Annotated in this window: 20 protein-coding genes, 1 pseudogene and 1 riboswitch; of the genes and pseudogenes, 17 read left to right on the top strand and 4 right to left on the bottom strand. The window is 38.7% G+C overall.

The window, feature by feature from the left end; genetic code table 11:
• The first annotated feature begins 307 nt into the window (after positions 1 to 307).
• From ACM0OS_RS00520 to ACM0OS_RS00490, 7 genes and pseudogenes are all read left to right on the top strand, one after another.
• Positions 308 to 1,036 (top strand): Ycf66 family protein, encoded by a 729-nt coding sequence (locus ACM0OS_RS00520; RefSeq protein WP_414541193.1) that lies wholly within the window; start codon positions 308 to 310, stop codon positions 1,034 to 1,036.
• Between the two features lie 240 nt (positions 1,037 to 1,276).
• Complete coding sequence (locus ACM0OS_RS00515; protein WP_414541192.1) at positions 1,277 to 3,109, top strand: ATP-dependent nuclease; 1,833 nt, start codon at positions 1,277 to 1,279, stop codon at positions 3,107 to 3,109.
• Between the two features lie 13 nt (positions 3,110 to 3,122).
• Complete coding sequence (locus ACM0OS_RS00510) at positions 3,123 to 4,988, top strand: ATP-dependent helicase (protein ID WP_414541191.1); 1,866 nt, start codon at positions 3,123 to 3,125, stop codon at positions 4,986 to 4,988.
• 137 nt (positions 4,989 to 5,125) lie between these two features.
• Positions 5,126 to 8,002 (top strand): isoleucine--tRNA ligase, encoded by a 2,877-nt coding sequence (gene ileS / locus ACM0OS_RS00505; protein WP_414541190.1) that lies wholly within the window; start codon positions 5,126 to 5,128, stop codon positions 8,000 to 8,002.
• Positions 8,003 to 8,121: 119 nt separating this feature from the next.
• Complete coding sequence (locus ACM0OS_RS00500; RefSeq protein WP_414541189.1) at positions 8,122 to 8,436, top strand: hypothetical protein; 315 nt, start codon at positions 8,122 to 8,124, stop codon at positions 8,434 to 8,436.
• Complete coding sequence (locus ACM0OS_RS00495; RefSeq protein ID WP_414541188.1) at positions 8,433 to 8,849, top strand: type II toxin-antitoxin system VapC family toxin; 417 nt, start codon at positions 8,433 to 8,435, stop codon at positions 8,847 to 8,849. Before ACM0OS_RS00500 ends, ACM0OS_RS00495 begins: the two co-directional genes overlap by 4 nt.
• Before the next feature lie 53 nt (positions 8,850 to 8,902).
• A pseudogene (locus tag ACM0OS_RS00490) lies at positions 8,903 to 9,007 on the top strand (zinc finger domain-containing protein); the annotation flags it as partial.
• A 77-nt stretch (positions 9,008 to 9,084) separates the two neighbouring features.
• Here ACM0OS_RS00490 and bchD read toward each other — a convergent pair.
• Complete coding sequence (gene bchD, locus ACM0OS_RS00485) at positions 9,085 to 11,124, bottom strand: magnesium chelatase ATPase subunit D (RefSeq protein ID WP_414541187.1); 2,040 nt, start codon at positions 11,122 to 11,124, stop codon at positions 9,085 to 9,087.
• 87 nt (positions 11,125 to 11,211) lie between these two features.
• Between bchD and ACM0OS_RS00480 the strand changes: the two genes are divergently transcribed.
• The 4 genes from ACM0OS_RS00480 to rnc all read left to right on the top strand — a co-directional run bounded on the left by ACM0OS_RS00480 (position 11,212) and on the right by rnc (position 13,285).
• On the top strand, positions 11,212 to 11,793 hold the full coding sequence (locus ACM0OS_RS00480) for a Uma2 family endonuclease (RefSeq protein WP_414541186.1): 582 nt from the start codon (positions 11,212 to 11,214) through the stop codon (positions 11,791 to 11,793).
• A 39-nt stretch (positions 11,794 to 11,832) separates the two neighbouring features.
• Positions 11,833 to 12,111: a hypothetical protein gene (locus ACM0OS_RS00475; protein ID WP_414541185.1), complete on the top strand. Its 279-nt coding sequence runs from the start codon at positions 11,833 to 11,835 to the stop codon at positions 12,109 to 12,111.
• Positions 12,111 to 12,497 (top strand): type II toxin-antitoxin system VapC family toxin, encoded by a 387-nt coding sequence (locus tag ACM0OS_RS00470; protein ID WP_414541184.1) that lies wholly within the window; start codon positions 12,111 to 12,113, stop codon positions 12,495 to 12,497. The genes ACM0OS_RS00475 and ACM0OS_RS00470 overlap by 1 nt, the downstream gene beginning before the upstream one ends.
• Before the next feature lie 77 nt (positions 12,498 to 12,574).
• Entirely contained in the window at positions 12,575 to 13,285 is a 711-nt protein-coding gene (rnc, locus tag ACM0OS_RS00465; RefSeq protein WP_414541183.1) for a ribonuclease III, read from the top strand.
• A gap of 8 nt (positions 13,286 to 13,293) precedes the next feature.
• Here rnc and ACM0OS_RS00460 read toward each other — a convergent pair whose 3' ends face one another.
• Positions 13,294 to 14,493, bottom strand: a complete 1,200-nt coding sequence (locus ACM0OS_RS00460; protein ID WP_414541182.1) for a sensor histidine kinase — start codon at positions 14,491 to 14,493, stop codon at positions 13,294 to 13,296.
• Positions 14,494 to 14,897: 404 nt separating this feature from the next.
• A riboswitch (cyclic di-AMP (ydaO/yuaA leader) is annotated at positions 14,898 to 15,030 on the top strand.
• 155 nt (positions 15,031 to 15,185) lie between these two features.
• Between ACM0OS_RS00460 and ACM0OS_RS00455 the strand changes: the two genes are divergently transcribed.
• From ACM0OS_RS00455 to ACM0OS_RS00430, 6 genes are all read left to right on the top strand, one after another.
• Positions 15,186 to 15,827 carry a universal stress protein gene (locus ACM0OS_RS00455; protein WP_414541211.1) on the top strand — a complete coding sequence of 214 codons (642 nt, stop codon included), beginning with the start codon at positions 15,186 to 15,188 and terminating at the stop codon, positions 15,825 to 15,827.
• Positions 15,828 to 16,031: 204 nt separating this feature from the next.
• On the top strand, positions 16,032 to 16,628 hold the full coding sequence (locus ACM0OS_RS00450; RefSeq protein WP_414541181.1) for a hypothetical protein: 597 nt from the start codon (positions 16,032 to 16,034) through the stop codon (positions 16,626 to 16,628).
• An 82-nt stretch (positions 16,629 to 16,710) separates the two neighbouring features.
• Positions 16,711 to 18,522 (top strand): OmpA family protein, encoded by a 1,812-nt coding sequence (locus ACM0OS_RS00445; RefSeq protein ID WP_414541180.1) that lies wholly within the window; start codon positions 16,711 to 16,713, stop codon positions 18,520 to 18,522.
• The gene (locus ACM0OS_RS00440) at positions 18,515 to 19,015 is read left to right on the top strand and encodes a Rab family GTPase (protein WP_414541210.1); all 501 of its coding nucleotides are present in this window, start codon (positions 18,515 to 18,517) and stop codon (positions 19,013 to 19,015) included. Before ACM0OS_RS00445 ends, ACM0OS_RS00440 begins: the two co-directional genes overlap by 8 nt.
• 3 nt (positions 19,016 to 19,018) lie before the next feature.
• Positions 19,019 to 19,402 carry a hypothetical protein gene (locus tag ACM0OS_RS00435; protein WP_414541179.1) on the top strand — a complete coding sequence of 128 codons (384 nt, stop codon included), beginning with the start codon at positions 19,019 to 19,021 and terminating at the stop codon, positions 19,400 to 19,402.
• A 3-nt stretch (positions 19,403 to 19,405) separates the two neighbouring features.
• Positions 19,406 to 20,518 (top strand): sensor histidine kinase, encoded by a 1,113-nt coding sequence (locus tag ACM0OS_RS00430; RefSeq protein WP_414541178.1) that lies wholly within the window; start codon positions 19,406 to 19,408, stop codon positions 20,516 to 20,518.
• A 78-nt stretch (positions 20,519 to 20,596) separates the two neighbouring features.
• Here the strand turns inward: ACM0OS_RS00430 and ACM0OS_RS00425 are convergent, their stop codons facing one another.
• Together ACM0OS_RS00425 and ACM0OS_RS00420 are read right to left on the bottom strand one after the other, a co-directional pair.
• Complete coding sequence (locus ACM0OS_RS00425) at positions 20,597 to 20,809, bottom strand: chlorophyll a/b-binding protein (protein ID WP_414541177.1); 213 nt, start codon at positions 20,807 to 20,809, stop codon at positions 20,597 to 20,599.
• A 47-nt stretch (positions 20,810 to 20,856) separates the two neighbouring features.
• Positions 20,857 to 21,060, bottom strand: coding sequence for a chlorophyll a/b-binding protein (locus ACM0OS_RS00420; protein WP_414541176.1), 204 nt, complete (start codon positions 21,058 to 21,060; stop codon positions 20,857 to 20,859).
• Between the last annotated feature and the right edge of the window lie 44 nt (positions 21,061 to 21,104).

Below are 21,104 nucleotides of genomic sequence, written 5' to 3'. Positions count from 1 at the left end.
TGCAGATCCTTTTATCTTTAGGGTAGACCGAGATTTTCGCATCTCTTATAAAGAAGACCTTAAGACTTGAATAAATGACAAAAATCCATAACTAACACAAGGAATTGATTTTATTTTGTATCTAAATCGACAATTGAGTGACAAAATTTGCAAAATTGTTAGTTTAGGGACTGGGGGAAGAAGCAGGGGAGCAGCACTTCGGCTATGCTCAGTGGCCGGGAGCAGGGGGGAAATAACTTTCTCACTCTAACCTCTAGCCTCTATCCTCTAAATTAAAAGACGTATTTTATGAAGGAGTAACCAAAAAATGCTGGCATATGTCCTAGCTTTTGTGGTTGGACTTGGTAGTTTAGCCCTTTACATATCAGCTTTCTTTTTTCCAGAAATCCACCGTAAGAATGATTTTATTTGGAGTGGTGTCGGACTTTTTTATGCCCTGATGTTATGGGTGTTTGCACCGCGCATTTCTGGGGGTCTTTTGCTCGGTCATGTGGCTAGTGTGGCTCTTTTGGTTTGGTTTGGCTGGCAAACTCTTTCATTACGTCGGCAACTAACCCCATTGCTACAACAAACGCCAGTACCCAGTCCTGAGACAGTAAAAACTGGTATTCAGGAGCAAGTGACTAAATTATCGCTCCAGGATAGGCTGGCGCAGGTGCAGCAGGGTATTGGTCGCACCTTTGGCGGTGTGAAAAATAAAGTACAAAAGCAACCTGTAACTCCTAAACCTGAAGATATTACTTCTGTATTGGGAGAGAAACCTGCTGTGGAGATTATCGATAAAACCACTCCCACACCAGAACAACCTGTAGAGGAAGAAGTTACTACCGCCGAGACTGAATCTCAAGGTGAGGTTGTACCAGAAGCCACACCACCAAATCCCCCATCTGCTGAAATGGTGGAAGCAGCACAAGCAGAAACAGAGACTGAAGAAAAAGAACCGATTCCTGCTGAGGAAATTGCACCGGATGCTGCACTTGCTCCTCTAGCAGAAGAGCAATCGGAACAAATACCACCGAATAATCAGGCTGGTTGATTTTATTGAAACCCAGCGTTACCTAATATGGCGTTGGGTTTTTTTTAATTGAAAAACCATAGTCAAATAAACAAGTTCAAAATTTACTATAAGTTACTCATTTTTTATAACTTCCAATATCTGTAGTTTGGGTTGAACACAGTAAAACCCAACATTACCCCAACCTATAACCCTCATTTTTTACATTATACGTATATTAGATAAAGATCATGCCATAATTTTATTTTACAATAAATAGATATGAGTGGCATCCAACTTATAGAAGTACGAGTTCGCAATTTTCGTTCCCTCAAACAAGTAGACGTAAAACTAGATGAACTGACTGTTTTGATAGGAGAGAATAATTCAGGTAAGACAGGCTTTTTAGAGGCACTATTTACAGCCATTGGTTCAGGGAGAAGAACGATATCACCTGAAGATATCTATTTATCACCTTCAGAAAACAAAGTACCAAAAGATAGAATGGTGACAATAGATATACTCATTCGACCAGTGGATGTGGATAATGAAGGAAAAGTTATAGAGAACTTTCCAGAGGGTAGTTTTTGGTTAGAAATTTGGGGAATTGCAATTTCACAAGATGACCAAGATAATGATTTTATTGCTATTCGTACTCAGATAAAATGGGATTCCACAAGAGGAGAATATGTTACAGAAAGAAGGTTCTTACAGGACTGGCAAATAGATCCAAATAATTGGAATAAATCTATTATTAAAGAAAATGCTGGTTTTGTTACTTCTAGTCACATTGAGCCTTTATCATTCTATTTAATGGATGCTAAACGGGATATACAAGATGAAATGTATGCTCGAAATTCCTTTTGGCATAAATTAGTTTCTAACCCAGGGCTTACAGATGAAAAGGTGGAAAGTCTGGAAGAGAACTTAGCTAAACTAAATGAAGATATTACGACATCTAGTGAAGTTTTTCGACATATTGAGCAATCTTTAAATGAACTACATCAAACAGTTGCTTCTGACCAAGGAAGTGTTTCTATTACTCCCATTGCTCGTAATTTAAGAAATTTGAGTAAAGGAATAGATGTAACCTTCGCAACTAAAGACGCGCAAACTTTCCCACTCATTCGACATGGTATGGGTACACGAAGTTTAGCAGCATTACTGATATTTCATGCTTATACCACTTGGAGACAAAAAAACGCTGAGGTTGGAACTATACATCCTATGTTAGCTTTAGAAGAACCAGAAGCTCATCTCCATCCCCAAGCACAGCGTTCACTGTTCAAGCAAATTGGAGATATTCCTGGTCAACGAATTGTTAGTACACACTCTCCTTACATTGCTAGTCAAGCACATATTTCCAGTTTTCGACACTTTAGGAAAAATGGAGCAGATACAGTGGTAACTCAACTGGATACAACATCTCTTGAACCTGAAGATATCCGCAAAATTGATAGAATGGTGATGAATACGAGAGGGGATATTTTATATTCTCGTGCTGTTGTTTTATTTGAAGGAGAAACGGAAGAACAAGCACTACCATTTTTTGCTGAAAAATATTGGGAAAGACATATTAATTCTTTGGGTATTTCTTTTATTGGAGTTGATGGTTCTGGAAATTATTTACCATTTCTTCGTTTAGTATCCAATTTTCAGATTCCTTGGTATCTATTTTCAGATACTGAACCAACCGCCGTGAAAGATGTTACAACCGCATTAAGAAATATAGGCATAGATGATTATACTCAGCATTCTAATATAGTTTTTCTACCTGAAAATCAAAATTTTGAATCTTACCTTGTTGATGAAGAATATGAAGATGCTATTTTAGCTATGCTTGATATTTATTATGACACTGTTAATTATTTAGATACTGACTATATTATAAGAATGCATGGTCAAAAAGCCAAGGGTGGGACAGTAAGAGATTATCAGTTAGCAGATGGAAGAAAGAAAGCATTAATTGATGTACTCACAAATGGCAAAACTCAATATGGATTACCAATTGCAAAATCAATAACTGATTTACAGGATGAAGAGCGCAGATTTCCCAAGAAGATTCGCCAATTATTTGAAAAAATATCTGATGATATTGGTCTACAAAAGAGATAAAAGGGAAGATTATATGAGAATTCATCTTTCAAAAACCCAACAAACCATTGTTCAACATGGTGATGGCGCATTGTTAGTTATTGCTGGACCTGGTGCAGGTAAAACTCTTGTTTTAACAGAAAGAGTGAGACGTTTACTCATTGAAGATAAAGGACATTTTCGCATCCTAGCTTTAACCTTTACCAACAAAGCAGCCAACGAGATGAAAGAACGTTTGCGAGAGTTTCCAAATATAAATCAACGGGCTTTTATTGGTACATTACATAGTTTTTGTTTAGAGGTATTAGCAAATAGAGGTAAAGCTGTAGGAATTGAAGGTCGTCCTAATATTCTCGAATCTAACCAAGATCGTAAACAAATATTATTACAAGCAGTAATGGATGATCCAGAACTAAAATATGAATTAAAAAATGCTGGTGAACCAAAACAGCAAAACAAGCTGCTCACAAATTGGTTTGAAACAATTGAGAAAGCTAAAAGGAATTTACAACTTCCTGAAATGCTAACTGATGAAATTCACAGAAAAGTCTATGAAGCTTATAATGAAGTTCTCCGTACATCTAATGCAGTAGATTTTGATGATCTATTATTGTTGACATACCAACTATTTACAGAACGTCCTAAAATCGCTGACTTTTACCGTCGGTTATACAGATATATTTGTATTGATGAAGCACAAGATTTAAATGAAGTTCAATATCAGGTACTTCTTGCACTTTGTGGTACTGAATATCGAAATGTAATGATGGTTGGAGATCCTAAACAGGCAATTTTTGGCTGGAATGGAGCAAATACTAAATATTTGGATAATTTTGAAGAATATTTTCAAGCAACTAAGATTGAGATGAAAGAGAATTTTCGTTCATCTAAAATGGTTGTTAATGCAGCTAAGGCTTTAGATTCAAAATATAAAGTAGAAGAAAGATTACCTATTATCGGAGAATTAAAATTTATAGAAGCAGCAAATGAAAAACATGAGGCAATTTTAGTATTAGATTATATTAAAAAACTAATTGATAACGGACATACATCTGTTGAAACCCCTATAAATTGGGGAAGTTGTGCATTAATAGGTCGTACTCGCTATGTACTATCCTCTGTAGAAGATGAATTAATTAATAGAGGATATCCTTACTACAAAGAAATTTCACCGCAAGATGAAAGTGAATCTGATCTACTAAAAGATTTTGACCTATGTATGCGAATCATCGCTAATCCTCGCTCTCATCTTCATATTGGAAAACTAATCAACCGTTGGAATATAGATGAAAAATTTACACCATATAAAAAGTTTAATAATGGTTTAGAGATTTTGAACTCAATATCTAAAACAATCTCTGACAATAAACAAAAAGCAGTGTTAGAAGCTGTAAAAGTAATGAATTGGACTGAACAAAATTTTGCTTTCATTAAGGCAATGGATAGCTTAGATGAATTTGCTAATACGCTAGAAAATTCAGAAGAAGAAGAACGTGCTTTAATTATTAAAGATACTGAAGTATGGCGAAAGCATTGGGATGTTTTTTTACGTTCAAAACCTGGTGGTAATCCTAGTCTTGCATCATTTCTTAATCATATTGCTTTAGGGACTACTCAACCAGCAAATCATGAAGGTATCTCATTATTAACGGTTGGAAAAGCTAAAGGTTTAGAGTTTGATGTAGTTATTATTATGGGTATGGCAGAGGGAACATTTCCTGATTACCGTGCTAACAATCCTGCTGCCATAGAAGATGAAAAGCATAATATATTTGTTGCTGTTACTCGTTCTAAGAGAATATTGGGTTTCTCCTATCCGAAAGTGAAAATGATGCCTTGGAAAGACGAAAAAAAACAACAACCGTCCCGATATCTCACGATTCTGAAATCTATTATATAAAAACTAATTACAAAACTTCATCGCTTTAAAACACTGATGACTCCTGTTCGCTTTCCTTCCTCAATTTAAGACTATAATCATGCCCATCTCTTATAATTGATCGGATAAACTGCACATATAATCTTAGGCATGAGACTGTGACAGAACCTGGAAGCTACAAAGATACGGTAAACTTACCCAAGACTAAATTCGATATGCGGGCGAACGCCATCAAGCGGGAACCCGAAATCCAGAAGTTCTGGGAAGAAAATAAAATTTACGATCGCCTGTCGCAAGAAAACCCCGGCGAATTATTTATACTTCATGATGGGCCTCCCTACGCTAACGGCTCGCTGCACATTGGTCATGCCTTAAATAAAATTCTCAAAGATATTATTAACCGTTACCAATTACTGCAAGGACGTAAAGTTAGATACGTGGCGGGTTGGGATTGTCACGGGTTACCCATTGAGTTGAAAGTGCTGCAAAATATGAAGTCGGCAGAACGGCAAAGTTTAACGCCTTTAACTCTGCGACAAAAAGCGAAGGAGTTTGCTTTAGCTACGGTAAATGACCAACGGGAATGTTTTAAACGCTACGGTGTTTGGGGTGATTGGGATCATCCTTATCTGACTTTGAAGCCGGAATATGAGGCGGCGCAAATTGGTGTGTTCGGTCAGATGGTGTTAAAAGGATACATCTATCGCGGTTTGAAGCCAGTGCATTGGAGTCCTAGTTCTAAGACGGCTTTGGCTGAGGCGGAGTTGGAATATCCGGAAGGTCATACTTCTCGCAGTATCTATGCGGCGTTTCCGGTGACGAAGTTGGCTGAGGCGGTGAAGCCTGTTTTGGGGGAATTTTTGCCGCATTTGAGTGTCGCTATCTGGACTACTACTCCTTGGACGATTCCAGGGAATTTGGCTGTGGCGGTGAATGGTGATTTGAATTATGCGGTGGTGGAGGTTTCACGCCAAGACGCTAAGGCGCAGAGAGAGTTTTTGATTGTGGCGGCTGATTTGGTGGAAAGGTTGGCTGCTACTTTGGATGTGGATTTAACGGTGAAGGCTACGTTTAAGGGGCGGGATTTAGAACATTCTACTTATCGTCATCCTTTGTTTGACCGTGAAAGTCCGGTGGTGGTGGGTGGTGATTATATTACTACTGAGTCTGGTACTGGGTTGGTACATACTGCGCCTGGTCATGGTCAGGAGGACTATATTGTTGGTCAACGTTACAAGTTACCGATTCTTGCGCCTGTGGATGACAATGGTGATTTTACTCAAGAGGCGGGTGAGTTTGCTGGGTTAAATGTGCTGGGTGAGGGAAATCAAGCGGTAATTGATGCGTTGAATACTGCTGGTTCTTTGTTGAAAGAGGAAGCTTACGCCCACAAATATCCTTACGATTGGCGGACGAAGAAGCCGACGATTTTCCGGGCGACTGAACAATGGTTTGCTTCGGTGGCTGGTTTTCGGGATGAAGCATTAAAGGCGATCGCAGGTGTAAAATGGATTCCAGCCCAAGGGGAAAATCGCATCACGCCGATGGTGGCTGAACGTTCTGATTGGTGTATTTCTCGTCAGCGTAGTTGGGGTGTACCGATTCCGGTGTTCTACGATGAAGCGACCGGGGAACCGTTATTAAATGAGGAAACTATCAACCATGTCCAAGCTATCATTGCCGAAAAAGGTTCTGATGCTTGGTGGGAATTATCGGTAGAGGAATTATTACCCCAGTCTTACCGCAACGATGGTAAGTCTTACCGCAAAGGTACAGACACTATGGATGTGTGGTTTGATTCTGGTTCGTCTTGGGCGGCTGTGGCGAAACAACGTCCTGAGTTACGCTATCCAGCTGATATGTATTTGGAAGGTTCTGACCAACACCGGGGATGGTTCCAGTCTAGTTTGCTGACTAGTGTAGCTGTAAATGGCATTGCACCTTATAAAACTGTCTTGACTCACGGCTTTGTTTTAGATGAACAAGGGCGAAAAATGAGTAAATCGGTGGGGAATGTGGTTGACCCCCAAATTGTAATTAATGGCGGGAAAGACCAGAAAAAAGAACCTCCCTATGGTGCTGATGTGATGCGCTTGTGGGTGTCGTCGGTAGATTATTCTGCTGATGTGCGCCTGGGTAGCAATATCATCAAGCAATTAGCTGATGTTAGAAACAAGATTCGCAATACAGCGCGGTTTTTGTTGGGTAGCTTGCATGATTTTGACCCCGAAAAAGATGCAGTACCCCTGGACGATTTACCAGAAATTGACCGCTATATGCTGCACCGCATGACTGAGGTGTTTGCAGAAGTTACAGATGCTTTTGAAAGTTTCCAATTCTTCCGCTTCTTCCAAACAGTGCAGAATTTCTGCGTTGTGGATTTATCCAACTTCTATTTAGATGTTGCCAAAGATAGACTGTACATTAGTGCTGCTAATGCTTTCCGTCGCCGCAGTTGTCAAACAGTATTGCAGATTGCTTTAGAAAATTTAGCCAGAGCGATCGCACCTGTGTTGTGTCATACTGCTGAGGATATCTGGCAATACATTCCCTATAAAACACCTTATAAATCGGTATTTGAGGCTGGTTGGGTGCAGATAGACCAAGCCTGGAGTGACCCAGATTTAGGGGAATTTTGGGAAACTCTGCGACAACTCCGCACCGATGTTAACAAGGTATTAGAACAAGCCAGGGTAGAAAAAATGATTGGTTCTTCCCTAGAAGCGAAAGCCTTAATTCACATTCCTCATAAACAGTTAGGCGATGCTATCAAAGCCTTTAACCCCAAAAAAGGTAATGGTATTGACGAACTGCGGTATTTATTGCTGACTTCCCAAGTGGAAATCTTAGATTCTGCTGAGAAACTACAAGGATTAAAATATACAGCCAAAACAGTAGATTGGGAAATTGGTATAGTCAATGCAGAAGGGGAAAAGTGCGATCGCTGCTGGAATTACTCTACCCATGTGGGAGAATCACAAGAGCATCCCTTATTATGTGAACGGTGCGTTCCCGCCTTAGCGGGAGAGTTTTAGAGAGTAGAAATACTCCGGTTTGATGCAACCCAGCGTTTCCTAGTGAAGCGTTGGGTTTTGCTGATCAGATGAATATATAAGTAGTAAAATTAAATAGTAAATACTTATCATACAAAATTATGAGTGAGACATTAATAGTTACATTTGATGGTCAATTTTTGCGTCCAGATTCACCTTTAAATTTGGAACCTAACAAGCGTTATGTCATCAAAATTGAATCTGCCATTGAATCAGTGCCTAATGGTAATGCTTGGGATGTATTAGAAGCTCTCATCGGGACAGTTGAGATAGAAAATGAAATGCGTCAAATATCCATAGATTTTATGCAATTTGCTGGTATTGCCAGTGGTGAAGAAGCCACAATTTTACAAACTCTCGAACATGAGATTGAAGAACAGCGATCGTTAGATTTACAAAGACAAATCGACCTGTGAAAAAAGCTTTATTGGATACAAATATCTTGTCATATTTTTTGCGAGGTGAAAAACAAGTTGTCAAAAAATTCAGTGAATACCAACGATTTCACAATAAATTGACTTTTTCTATTCTCACCTACTACGAAATCAAAAGTGGTTTACTCTACAAAGATGCACGAAAACTGTTGCAAAAATTTGAAATACTTGCCAATAGCAGTGAAATTTTTCCACTAGATTTAGAAACAGCTAACATTGCAAGTCTCATTTACACAGACTTACGTCAAAAAGGTTTACTCATTGCTCCGATTGACTTGCTTATTGCAGCATCAGCAATTCAACATGAATGCGTTTTAATTACTGCAAATATCAAACATTTTCAAAATATATCTAATCTAGAATATGACAATTGGGCAGCATCTCCCTTGTCATAAAGATTCACTCTGATGCGCCTTTAGAACAAAGAAAGAAACTCTAACTCTATAGGAAGAAATGCGATCGCTGCTGGAATTACTCTACCCATGTGGGAGAATCAGCAGAGCATCCCTTGTTGTGTGAACAGTGCGTCCCAGCTTTAGCGGGAGAGTTTTAAGAGTCGGGAATAGGAGATAAAACCGAAGAATTAAACCCAGCGTTTCCCAGCGAAGCGTTGGGTTTTACTTTATGCCCTTATCGAGATTTTAAATCAGCGATCGCACCTTTAGTCATGGCAGCTATGGTTTTATCGTTGGCTTTGGGCAAATGATAATACTTGCCTCCGGCTGTTTGCGATAATTCTTTAGCAAAACCAGTAGATACAAATTTACTTTCTGTATCAATTACTAATAGTTGCATTCCTGCGGCGCGAATCCTTGCAGCAATATCTAATAATTCTGCTTTGATATCTGGCTTTTCCCCTGGTTCTAGCTGTTCACCCAAAGAACGCGCCAAGGGAATATTACCCCGGCCGTCGGTAATGGCAACAATCACAACTTGCCCAACATCTCCACTCATCTGGGCATTAACGCCGACACGTACTGCTTGGGTTAAACCGTGTGCTAAGGGCGAACCACCACCACAAGGTAATCTTTCTAAACGGTTACGTGCTAAAGCAATGGAACGTGTGGGGGGTAATAATACCTCTGCTTGTTCACCCCGGAAGGGAATCAATGCAACTTGGTCACGGTTTTGATAAGCTTCTGTTAACAGTTGCATGACTGCACCTTTAGCCGATTGCATCCGGTTAAGTGCCATTGAACCAGAAGCATCTACCACAAATACAACCAACGCCCCAGCTTTACGTACCAAGCGTTTGGAACGAATATCACTTTGTTCGACAATGACGTTTCTACCTGGGTTTTTTTCGCGTCTGGCTTTTTGATAGGGTGCAGCTGACCTCAGGGTGGCATCTACAGCAATGCGTCGTACTTTACCCTTGGGTAACATTGGCTTAATGTAGCGTCCCCGGTCTTCGGAAAAAATAATACTGCGACTACCAGATTTGCCTTGCCGTTTCGCCATTTGGGCAAAATACAGCACACTCTCATCTAAAATCACCCCTTCTGGGTCAAAAACAAATTCCTCTGGAATATCGGGTGGTTCTTGTTCTTGATTTTCGTCTTGGTCTTGTTCTTCTTGGTCTTCCTGGTCGTCTTCGTCGTCTTGGTCTTCCTGTTCTGCTTGGTCTTGTGGCGGTGGTGGTGGCGGTGGCGGTGGTTGGTCAGGTGGCGGCGTTTGGACGATGGTTGACCGGGGGACAATGACTAATTCCACAGCCCGGCGTAAATCTTCGGCGTTGACTGTGGTGCGTCCTTCCAAAGCCGCCGCAGCTTTCGCAACGCGCACAGCAAATAATTCGGCGCGATGTCCTTGGACTCCACCACGAATCGCTTCATCTACTAAATAGGCAATTTGTTCTTGGGTGATGGTGACTTCTTTTAACCATTCCCGCGCCAAGATAATTTGAGTTTTCAGGCCGTCTAAGTCTTCGTTATATTGCTGAAGGAACTCTTGGGGAGATTGAGAGTAGGCGATCGCTTGCTCTACTGCTGCTACTCTTTGATCTAAGCCCAGTACACCGTCAGCAGAAAGGGAGATGGCAATTCTATCAAGTAAATGCTCCCGTAATCCGCCTTCTTCTGGGTTATAGGTGGCAATAAATAAGGATTTGCAAGGATGCTGAAAACTAATTCCCTCACGTTCTATTTGGTTACGTCCCTCAGATAGTACTGTGAGTAGCTGATTGGAGATTTGATCATCTAATAAATTCAATTCATCCACATACAGCACACCTCGGTTAGCTGTGGCGAGTAACCCAGGCTGAAAAATCGTATCACCTTGTTGGACAGATTTTTCGACATCCACAGAACCCAAAAGTCTGTCTTCTGTCACTCCCAACGGTATCTGCACAAAAGGTGCTGGGACGATTTCGGTAGGGATATGGTTAATATCTTGATCTGCGTACTCTGCGGATAGATAATCATCCCAATCTTCTGGGTGGTTAGGGTCGCAGTTACTAATGGAGCCTTTAACAATTTCGATGGGTGGTAGTAAGGCATGAATAGCACGAGCCATGACTGATTTTGCCGTACCACGACGACCTGCGATCGCCACTCCCCCCAAACCAGGATCGACTGCTGCTAACAGCAAGGCTAATTTAATTGCTTCTTGGCCGACTACGGCTGTCAAGGGAAAGGCTGTAATTGTAGGGTTTAAAGTAGGCGCGGGCATGGTTAGCAAAATAGCTGGTCTCGGCTTTTAGCATAGCAATTTCTGGCACACTTAGAATATACGATATGAAAATCTGGGAGCAAGTTGATGAGTATTGCTCAAGCTAAACGTTTTACTTTGGATGAATACCACAGGCTGACAGAACTGGGCTTTTTTCATGAAGATGATCATATTGAATTAATTAATGGAGAAATTATTCAAATGGTATCCAAGGGTACAGCCCACGAAACTTGTTTACGAAATTTGTTGCGGGAACTGCCAAAACTTGTAGGAGATAGGGCAACATTGCAATCTCAAGCCCCCATTAGCGTACCACCTAACAGCGAACCTGAGCCAGATTTTGCCATTGTCAAAAATCGAGATGATAATTATCTTTCATCTCACCCTGTCCCTGTGGATATTTTATTGGTCATGGAAGTTGCTGATTCTTCTTTAGCTTACGACCAAGATGTCAAAATACCTCTTTATGCTCAAGCAGGTATTCATGATTATTGGATCTTTAATTTATTTGATCATCATCTGGAATGTTACAGTGAACCATATTTAGACACCCAAGGAAAATATGGCTATTTAAATAAGCGTATTGTTTTGCCTAATCAGGTGATAGCTTTGTCTTGTTTTCATGATTTATTACTCGACTTAAATAAAGTATTTCCACCAAACATTTAAAGTAGCTATAATGCTGGTAATGAGTAGGGCATAAACAAAATGTCACCAAAAACTTTTGATATTGCTGATTTATCGAATAATGTAGCTGATTTATTGTCAGATATTCAAAATCATGTTGAAGTTACCCTAACTCATCAGGGTATTCCTTTTGCAAAAGTTTTGCCATTGCCTCAACCTGAACCTAAAGTTACTGAAACTGAGGTAAATGATGCCTTAAAACCAAGAGTTGCAGGTTTTTGGCAAGGACAAGTTAAGATTGCTGATGATTTTGATGAGACTTCAGAAGAAGTAATTGCAGCATTTTATGGGGATGAGTAGTGATTTTTTTGTTAGATACTCATGTTTTGTTGTGGTTTTTAGAAAATGATTCTAAATTGTCATATCAGGTAAGAGAGGTAATTACTAATCCTGAAAATTTAATTTTTGTTAGTGCGATTAGTGCTTGGGAGATTTCAATTAAACAGTCTTTAGGAAAGTTAATTGCTCCTAATAATTTGGAGGAGGCTTTACGATTTAGTCGTTTTGAGATTTTGTCTATGACGTTGGCACATGGAATCAAGGTTGCTGATTTACCTCTATACCATAAAGATCCTTTTGATAGGATATTAATTGCTCAAGCCTTGGTAGAAGGTTTAACCATAATAACAGTAGACCAAAAGTTTAAATTTTATGATGTCCCATTATTATCTGATGATTGGGGATAGTTCAAAATCATCGAAATTTACTAGATAAGATGCCTTTATGCTGTGATTAACAAGCAGTATCAAGACAATTAAACAAAATGAATACAAACACTACTGAAACACATCGGCTTCTAATATTCCGCGATGAAAAACTTTTACGTCGTGCGTTGACACATCGTTCTTATGTAAATGAAAACCCAGAAGAAGGTGAACACAATGAACGTTTAGAATTTCTCGGTGATGCTATATTGAATTTTTTAAGTGGTGAATATCTTTATCGTCGTCATCCAGAAAGAGGAGAAGATGAATTAACTCGACGACGTTCGGCTTTAGTAGACGAGAAGCAATTAGCTAAGTTTGCGCTTGAGGTGGGTTTAGATTTGAGAATGCGGTTAGGAAAAGGTGCTATTAGAGATGGCGGCTACCAAAATCCTAATTTGCTGAGTAGTACTTTTGAATCAGTGATTGCTGCTTACTATCTGGATAACAATTTAAATATTGAAGCAGTTCGCGCCATTGTTGAACCATTATTTGATGCTGTACCTGAGCAAATTGTCATGTCTCGCTCGAATGTAGACTGCAAAAATCGCTTTCAAGAATGGGTACAACGCAATGTGACTCCCAATCCTCCTAAATATGTCACAGTTCAAGTAGGTGGTTTGTCTCATGCACCAGAATTTACCGCTAAAGTTTTAGTGGATGACAAAGAATATGGAGAAGGTAAGGGGCGCAATAAAAAAACAGCAGAAAAAGCTGCTGCGGAAGATGCGTTAGCTAAGTTAGAAAAACAAGGTTTGTTGTTACAGTAATTTGGGATTCACTCTTGCGGTAGATTTAGTTTCAAAGGCAGAGTAATTGTAAAAGTAGAACCCACATCCACCTCAGATACTAAATCAATTTCACCTTGCAATAATTTAACTAAACGAGAAACTATTGCCAAGCCCAAACCAGTGCTATCTGGTAGATAAGGCTGATTACCTGCATTAGCCCGAAAATAAGGTTCAAATATCTGCTCTAGATTTTCTGGTGCAATACCAATTCCGGTGTCAGCAACTGCGATCGCCCATTTATCATTATCCACTAGCTGGCATTTTATTTTAATAGTCCCGGACTTGGTGTAACGAATGGCGTTACTCACAAGATTGGTCATAATCTGTTGTAAATGAAACTCGTCTGTGACTATTTCCTGAGGGATGCTATCGTAATCCACCACTACACGTAAATTTTTTTCCTCTGTTAAAGGCTGCAACATTTCACATATGTTGTCGATTAACTCACGCACATCAGTCTTGACTGGGTTGAGTTTCATCTGTCCTGCGTCATACCGAGAAATTTCTAACACATCGTTAATCAAACGCAGTAAATGTCTGCCATTGCGTAGTACGCGCTCAATATGTTCTAAATTGGTATAAGTATCTCTGACGTTTGGCTTCTTGCGTTGTTGGCGTAAAAATAGATCTGAGTAGCCAATAATCGAACTTAAAGGGTGTTTCAAATCATGTGCTAGTTGAGCAATATAATCTTGATTAGCCACAATTAAGCGATTTAGTTGCTGATTATGTAGCGTTAATGACAACTGCAAATGCTTTAACTCTCGTAAGCGTTCTTCAACATAACTATTAACACACCGAGCGATCGCTTCATCGATTACTGCATCAATCAAACGCATTGCTCGAATGATCTCTAAAGGTGTTCCTTTTAATAAATCAGATTCCAAAGTATCAAATACTACCATTCGTAGCAAATGATATTCATGGGCAATTTCTGTGGGGTCAAAGCCTTGTTTAGCTCGCAGAACCCCATGATGCCAGCTAGCCGTAATTATCGACTGGATATCACTTCCCTGAGACTTAGAAAGTACTGTTACCATTGCGTCTAAGACATCAGGAAGATCATTTTGAATGGCTGTATAAGTTAAATCATCAGCACTTTCAATCTCTCTATCTTTACGAACTGCTGTAACCCATTTATTGAGAATAATATCAGTATTTTCAGCCAGTAATAGACTAAAATCCATTATTTTAAGGTGAGTCCGGAGTAGGTGGGTAAATTTACATATACGCTTAGTTTAGCGATTGCGGTACGGCTCATCAAAATCAGTGATATAGTTCAACTGCCAAAAGAAATAGATCTCATAATATTATATTGAAAATTGCCCCTAAATTTGACGCACATGGGAAATAATGCGATCGCCTATGCTGCGTTCTTCATGTATTGTCAATAGAAAATGGGCTTGATCTCTGGTGTAGCAACCTAAAACCAGAATATGTGTCTGTTAATGACTGTATATAATTAGCGATCGCCTACATAAAAAGTTATAGTTGTCACGCCAAACTCAAAAGGCCATTAAGTAATTTTAATCAGACCTTCAATGTACTCGATAAATACTTTTGCAAAATTGGTAAATTAGACTATCATTTTTTTAGTGGGTAGCCTAATTCAAATTCATCGACACTGGATTTGGAACGGAGGAACCAATGTTTGGGGCTAATCTTACGAGAGACATCTTCCAGTCTTAGCCCGTCAGCTAACTCCGTCGGCAATGGAAGGAAACCCCCAAAGTATTGGCTTTAATACCATTTGTTATTGGGGCTTTCTTGCGGATATCACATGTATATCCTCTGGGATATGGGCTATCTGTGTTCTACCCTGCTTCTCATTCATTATTCGTTTCCTTGGGGAGAAGGTAAAGCTGTGAAAATCAAGCCAATGTTAGTGCGCCTGCAAAGCGCCATAGGTCGAGATGACTTAATTGGTCAAATGGTATTATTACCAGAACCGAAAAAACCTTTTTCTCAAAAAGATCACAAAGCAGAATCTGTTAGCTTAATCGTTGGCTATGATGCCTCTCCTAACAGTCACACCGCTCTAGATATAGCTTTTTGGATTGCTCATCAAACGCGTTTAGCTACCAATGTCCAAGTTACAGTACAAGCTGTTTATGTAGTCGAAAATAATTATAGCAGTCAGTATCCAGGGGTGTTGAGCTTTGCTAAACCTGTGCCTACTTTGGAATGTCCTGTTAGTGAAGTTTCCCATTCTTTTACCCCCGTTTTAACTCCAGCAAAATTACGGGGTATTAGTTCCTGTTTACAAGAAAATCCTACAACTCATCTCCAGCAAGCAGATATAATTCTTTGGCAAGCACGTAGTTTGGCTGAAGAATGGGAAGGTTCCTTTAAATCTCATTTGCGGTTTGGCTGCGTGGGAACCGAACTCACAAAAGTTGTGGAATCAGAAGCGGCGGATGTGTTGTTTTTGGGATGCAAATCAGTTAATCACCCCATTATCCAGACACTAGGTGCTAATTTTCCTTGTGGTGTTTTAGGTATACCCAATCGGATTGATTAATCCAATCACCCCAATCCTTCATTAGTAGGGTGTGTTGTCGCCCAGCGCAACGCACCTTCAATCATTAAATTTATCTCTTCAGGTAGATACAAAGTAATTCTGTATTTAAATATACTTCGTTTTGACTAGAAACTAAACCCCATATTATGATATCCCCGTAGCTAAAAATTACACCAAACTTCAGATTTAATCAGGATTAAAAGTATGAACCCACCTGAAGAATACATCAATAATAATTCAGGCGAACTAGTTAAACAGGGGTCACATCAGCTTACTAGTAATGGTATTAGTGAAGTTAACAATTTAGATAAAGTTAGAGATATTCTTTTTGGTAGTCAATCACGGGAATTTGAAAAAAGGTTTGTGCGCTTAGAAGAACGCTTATTAAAAGAATTTTCTAATGTACGTGATGAAACAAGAAAACGTTTAGATGCTTTAGAAAGTTACGTTAAACAAGAAATAGATTCTTTAGCAGAAAGATTGAAAAATGAACAGGTAGAACGTGACCATAAAGTCACCCTACTAACTGAAGAACATAATAATATAACTATATCATTAGAGAAAAAAATTGCTCAAGTTGATGAGCAAAATACTCATAGTCAAAGGGAATTACGCGAACAAATTCTCAACCAATCTAAAAGTTTGCAAGATGACATCCAGCACAAATATGAAGAGATTTTGGCTTTACTAGAACGGGAAGCACAGGAACTGCGTCGAAACAAAGCTGATCGTTCTAATTTGGCAGCCTTATTTACCGACTTAGCTATTCGATTAAGTACAGAAAATAAATCAGAATTTTAAGTCAAAATCACCTGATTATTTGATGAATTTATATCGAATCAATGCAACTTAATATTAATTGTGAATTAAGGGGAGTTGGGTAATGAAAGACTATGCTCCTAATGCCAGAAGTAAAGTATCTACTCAAGTTGTGGGTAGTCATAGCCAATCTTCTGATTTGTCTGTCAATAACAAAGATCAAAAAGTTATTGATGAGTTGAGTGAACTTCGTAGTTTACTTCTGGGACTTGAACCGACTAAACTGGAAAATCTTTATCAGCGATTAGATAATCCTCACATTCACCCAGAAGATATTAGCCGTTTATTACCAGAAGCAGTACTGTTGCGATCGCAGCAAGATAAAAAACTGGGTGAAGCTATTGTATCAACGGTGGAAGAGGCCATTCAAGCTTCTGTACAGCAAGACCAAAATGTGCTATCCGAAGCATTTTTTCCCATCATTGGCCCAGCCACCCGCAAAGCAATTGCGACAGTTCTCAATGAGATGATGCAATCCCTGAATCAAACCTTGGAACATAGCTTATCACCAGAGAGCCTCAAATGGACACTAGAAGCACGACGCACTGGCAAATCATTTGCAGAAATTGTCCTGTTGCGATCGCTTGTTTATCGCGTTGAGCAAGTATTTTTAATACATAAACAAACTGGGTTATTGTTGCAACATTTAGTCGCAACTGAGGTAACGACTCAAGATCCAGATTTGGTATCTGCGATGTTGACAGCTATTCAAGATTTTGTCCAAGACTCTTTTAATGTATCTCAAGAAACTGGGATAAAAAGTTTACGCTTTGGAGAACTGACAATCTGGATTGAAGCAGGGCCTCAAGCGTTACTTGCAGGTATGATTCGGGGTATCCCTCCCCAAGAGTTAAAGTTAGTTTTTCAAGAAGCTATCGAAAAAATTCATCTCAAACTTGCACAAGAACTTAATGGTTTTACTGGGAATACAGCAGTATTGCAGCCTAGTCAATCTTATTTAGAACCCTGTTTGGCAATCCAATATAAAACGCCAGCTAAAAAAAATTATACTTATGCATGGGCTTTTTTCGGTACTGCTGCGATCGCTTGTAGTATTTGGGGCTTTTTTGCTATTAGAGAACAACTCCGCTGGCATAACTATCTGCAACAACTCAACTCCCAACCAGGAATTGTGGTGATTAACACCAAGCAGCGTTATGGAAAATACCACATTTCGGGAATGCGTGATCCATTAGCAGTAGATCCTAATACTCTGATACCAGCCACAAATCTTAAATCCCAAAATGTCATCAGTCATTGGCAACCTTACTTGTCCCTTGAGACGCCATTCATCACTCAAAGAGTTGAAACATTACTCCAACCACCAACAACTGTATCATTACAAGTTGACAACAATGGCATTTTGCAAGCTACTGGTTCTGCACCTCGTCAATGGATATTAGAAGCGCGTAAATTATGGCGTTATGTTCCGGGAATTATGCAATTTGATGAGCAAAATCTTGTAGCTACCGAACTAAGTCAACTAGAGTCATACAAAAAACAACTCGAACAAACAACACTCTTTTTTGATGAAGGAACTACTAACCTAGTAGCTGGTAGTAACAATGAATTAAATAACTTAGTATTAATTATTAAGCAAATTTTAAATACTGCTAAATATTTAAACAAAGATGTCCAAATTCAAATTATAGGACACACAGATATTACTGGAACAAAAGAGCAAAATACTCTTCTTAGTCAAGCACGTGCTAATAGAATATTATCTTATTTAAATTCTCAAGGCATCAACACCAGTAAATTTTCCGCTATAGGAATGAGTTATCAAGAGCTTTTGCAGTTAGACTTGACATCAAAATCTCTAGAAACTCACCGTCGAGTATCTTTTCAAGTATTGATAACTAATATTCATATATGATACAAAAAAAATTTGTATGGTAGGTGCATTTGCTACAGGTAAAACTAGTTTAGTTACGCGCTACGTTCACAGCATCTTTTCGGAAAAATATCAGACTACCGTAGGTGTCAAAATTGATAAAAAAACTGTAGATATACAAGATCATAAATTAAATTTTATCCTCTGGGATATTCATGGAGAAGACGAATTTCAAAAAATCAGAATGTCTTACCTCAGAGGTTCAGCAGGATATTTATTAGTCGTAGATAGTACCCGGAGAAATACCCTAGAAAAAGCTTTTGATATTCAAACAAGAGTAGAAGCCGCAATTGGTAAAGTTCCCTTTATTCTGGTACTGAACAAAGAGGATATGACAGATGAATGGGAAATTGAAAAGACTGACATAGATGCTGTCGTCAACAAGGGTTGGACTATGATTAAAACTAGCGCTAAAAATGGACTAGGTGTTGAAGAAGTTTTTCAAACTCTTGCTAAACAAATACTGGATAAATAGACAGTGAATATTCCTAACTCTGTAAATAGTTATATTTTGAACTTTCTCATAGAAGAGCGTTCCCTGGCCTATCTGTTAGTCAAAAAAGATGGTGAACTATTAACTTGGGGCGGTAAACTAACAGAATACGGAATTAACAACCTCTGCCAAGGAAAGAATGTCACAGAACAAGTTTTCTTTTTAGAAGGGTTGCTACCATTAGATAATGTCACTATTTTTTTACCTCTTGTAAATATAGGACAAAAAATCTTTGCCGATGTCCATCTATTTCCTTCCGCAGAAGGAGATTGGGTATTACTATTAGATAATATTTGGGATAATCAGTACCTTTCCTTGCTGCAACAAAAAGCTAATGATTTTATCTTATTACAAGAAAAATTAATATAATTTATGAATGATTCTATAAATAAGGCACTATTTGCAACTTTAAACATTCTCGCTTTAGAAAGAATGAGTGCAGGATTATTTAAAATAATTGGAGATATCCCTAATTGGTTTCAGCAATTTGAACTACAAAATCTGATATCTGATACAGATAAATTTATCCCCCGTAATCATATACCCTTTTTAGAGAACTTCTTAATTGATGCCGAAGAATTTTGGCAGCAAAATAGTGAATTAAAGCTGAAGTCCGGCTTATGGAATGAAATAGATGTAAATGGCAAGGAATACCAATTTGAAGCCTATGCACTTTGTGTCAATTTCGAAAAAATTCTCTTAATCGCATTATTAACTGACCTCTTTGAAAATAATCAATATATTATTCAAAAAGCTAGAGAAAACAATTTAAATTATCAACAAATTTTAAAAGAAAATCAAAAAAAAGAGATATTAATTCACTGTATTGTTCATGACATAGCCGGACAACTGAGTGCCATTAATTGTTGTTTAGCTTTACTAGAATTTGAAAATTTGACCCCAAAAGGGAAAGAATATTTAGAAGTTGCTAGAAAGCAGTCTCTTAATCAAGAAATGCTCATTAGGCAAATTTTAGATGTCTTTTCTGTTGAGGTAATGTCACTAGAAAATTTTACAATTGAAAGTGAAAATTTACCCAACATTTTAAGTTCTGCACAGGATATTTTCGAGCTATTAAACCCAACTTTTACACTAAATCATATCCATTTACAGTTAAGTCCTAGTATTGATATGCAAGCAGACTGGAAAGTTATCGGGGATAAATCACGTTTGGATAGAGTGATTTCCAATCTCGTAGAAAATGCTTATCGCCACAGTTCACCACAGTCTACTGTAACCATTAATTTGCAACCTGATGGAGAATATGTACTCTTGTCCGTAGATGACGAAGGTAGTGGTGTCCCACCAGAGATGGTAAATACCTTATTTAAAAAGTTTTCCCAAGGTAAACACAAGTCAGGTAAGGCTGGATTAGGACTTTATTTTTGCCGAATTACCATTGAACGCTGGGGAGGAACCATTGGTTATCTCCCACGCGCAAAAGGCGGTTCCCAATTTTGGTTCCGCCTACCTAGACCAGTATGAGTGAGGAGTTAAGAATCTTTTGTGAGGTATGTGTGGAAATTACCAGATAATTTGTCTATCCCAACTCCTCATTGATCACTAATACCCCACAATATGCAGAATGTCGCGTAAGACACTATATCCAGCTAAATCCCAAATTAAGTAAGCAAGAAAGCCAATCATTGCCAAGCGACCATTCCACAATTCAGCTTGAGGATTCAAGCCAAATATAAAAGCATTGCGATCTACACCATTATAAGCTTTAGCAATAGGTGGTAAATCTGTAGATGGACGATTTTCTCTAGTTTCCATTTTTTTCTCCCAAATCCAATTTATTTTTGAGTGATTAATCTTTATCTTTAGTAACCGATGAAATGTAGCACGTCTCTGAGAACGCTATATCCTGCTAAATCCCACAGTAAATAAGCAAGAAAGCCAATCATTGCAAACCGACCATTCCAGATTTCTGCTTGGGGAGTCCAGCCGAAAAGAAAAGCATTGCGATCTCTACCGTTATATTCGTTTGCAACTGTTGGTAAATCAGAGGAAGATCGAGTTTCCATGTTTTTGTCCTGAAAAATTTATTGCTTAACTTTACTTTACCTAA

It is taken from the genome of Nostoc sp. CCY0012 (genome assembly GCF_963920855.1).
In the GTDB taxonomy this organism is placed as follows: Bacteria; Cyanobacteriota; Cyanobacteriia; order Cyanobacteriales; family Nostocaceae; genus Cyanocohniella.
This window is presented reverse-complemented; position numbering and strand designations above follow the sequence as displayed.

Coding starts and splice junctions, on each gene's coding strand:
- ACM0OS_RS00520 (WP_414541193.1), top strand. CDS start 308: ATGCTGGCATATGTCCTAGCTTTTGTGGTTGGACTTGGTAGTTTAGCC.
- ACM0OS_RS00515 (WP_414541192.1), top strand. CDS start 1,277: ATGAGTGGCATCCAACTTATAGAAGTACGAGTTCGCAATTTTCGTTCC.
- ACM0OS_RS00510 (WP_414541191.1), top strand. CDS start 3,123: ATGAGAATTCATCTTTCAAAAACCCAACAAACCATTGTTCAACATGGT.
- ACM0OS_RS00500 (WP_414541189.1), top strand. CDS start 8,122: ATGAGTGAGACATTAATAGTTACATTTGATGGTCAATTTTTGCGTCCA.
- bchD (WP_414541187.1), bottom strand. CDS start 11,124: ATGCCCGCGCCTACTTTAAACCCTACAATTACAGCCTTTCCCTTGACA.
- ACM0OS_RS00480 (WP_414541186.1), top strand. CDS start 11,212: ATGAGTATTGCTCAAGCTAAACGTTTTACTTTGGATGAATACCACAGG.
- ACM0OS_RS00475 (WP_414541185.1), top strand. CDS start 11,833: ATGTCACCAAAAACTTTTGATATTGCTGATTTATCGAATAATGTAGCT.
- rnc (WP_414541183.1), top strand. CDS start 12,575: ATGAATACAAACACTACTGAAACACATCGGCTTCTAATATTCCGCGAT.
- ACM0OS_RS00460 (WP_414541182.1), bottom strand. CDS start 14,493: ATGGATTTTAGTCTATTACTGGCTGAAAATACTGATATTATTCTCAAT.
- ACM0OS_RS00455 (WP_414541211.1), top strand. CDS start 15,186: ATGTTAGTGCGCCTGCAAAGCGCCATAGGTCGAGATGACTTAATTGGT.
- ACM0OS_RS00450 (WP_414541181.1), top strand. CDS start 16,032: ATGAACCCACCTGAAGAATACATCAATAATAATTCAGGCGAACTAGTT.
- ACM0OS_RS00445 (WP_414541180.1), top strand. CDS start 16,711: ATGAAAGACTATGCTCCTAATGCCAGAAGTAAAGTATCTACTCAAGTT.
- ACM0OS_RS00430 (WP_414541178.1), top strand. CDS start 19,406: ATGAATGATTCTATAAATAAGGCACTATTTGCAACTTTAAACATTCTC.
- ACM0OS_RS00425 (WP_414541177.1), bottom strand. CDS start 20,809: ATGGAAACTAGAGAAAATCGTCCATCTACAGATTTACCACCTATTGCT.
- ACM0OS_RS00420 (WP_414541176.1), bottom strand. CDS start 21,060: ATGGAAACTCGATCTTCCTCTGATTTACCAACAGTTGCAAACGAATAT.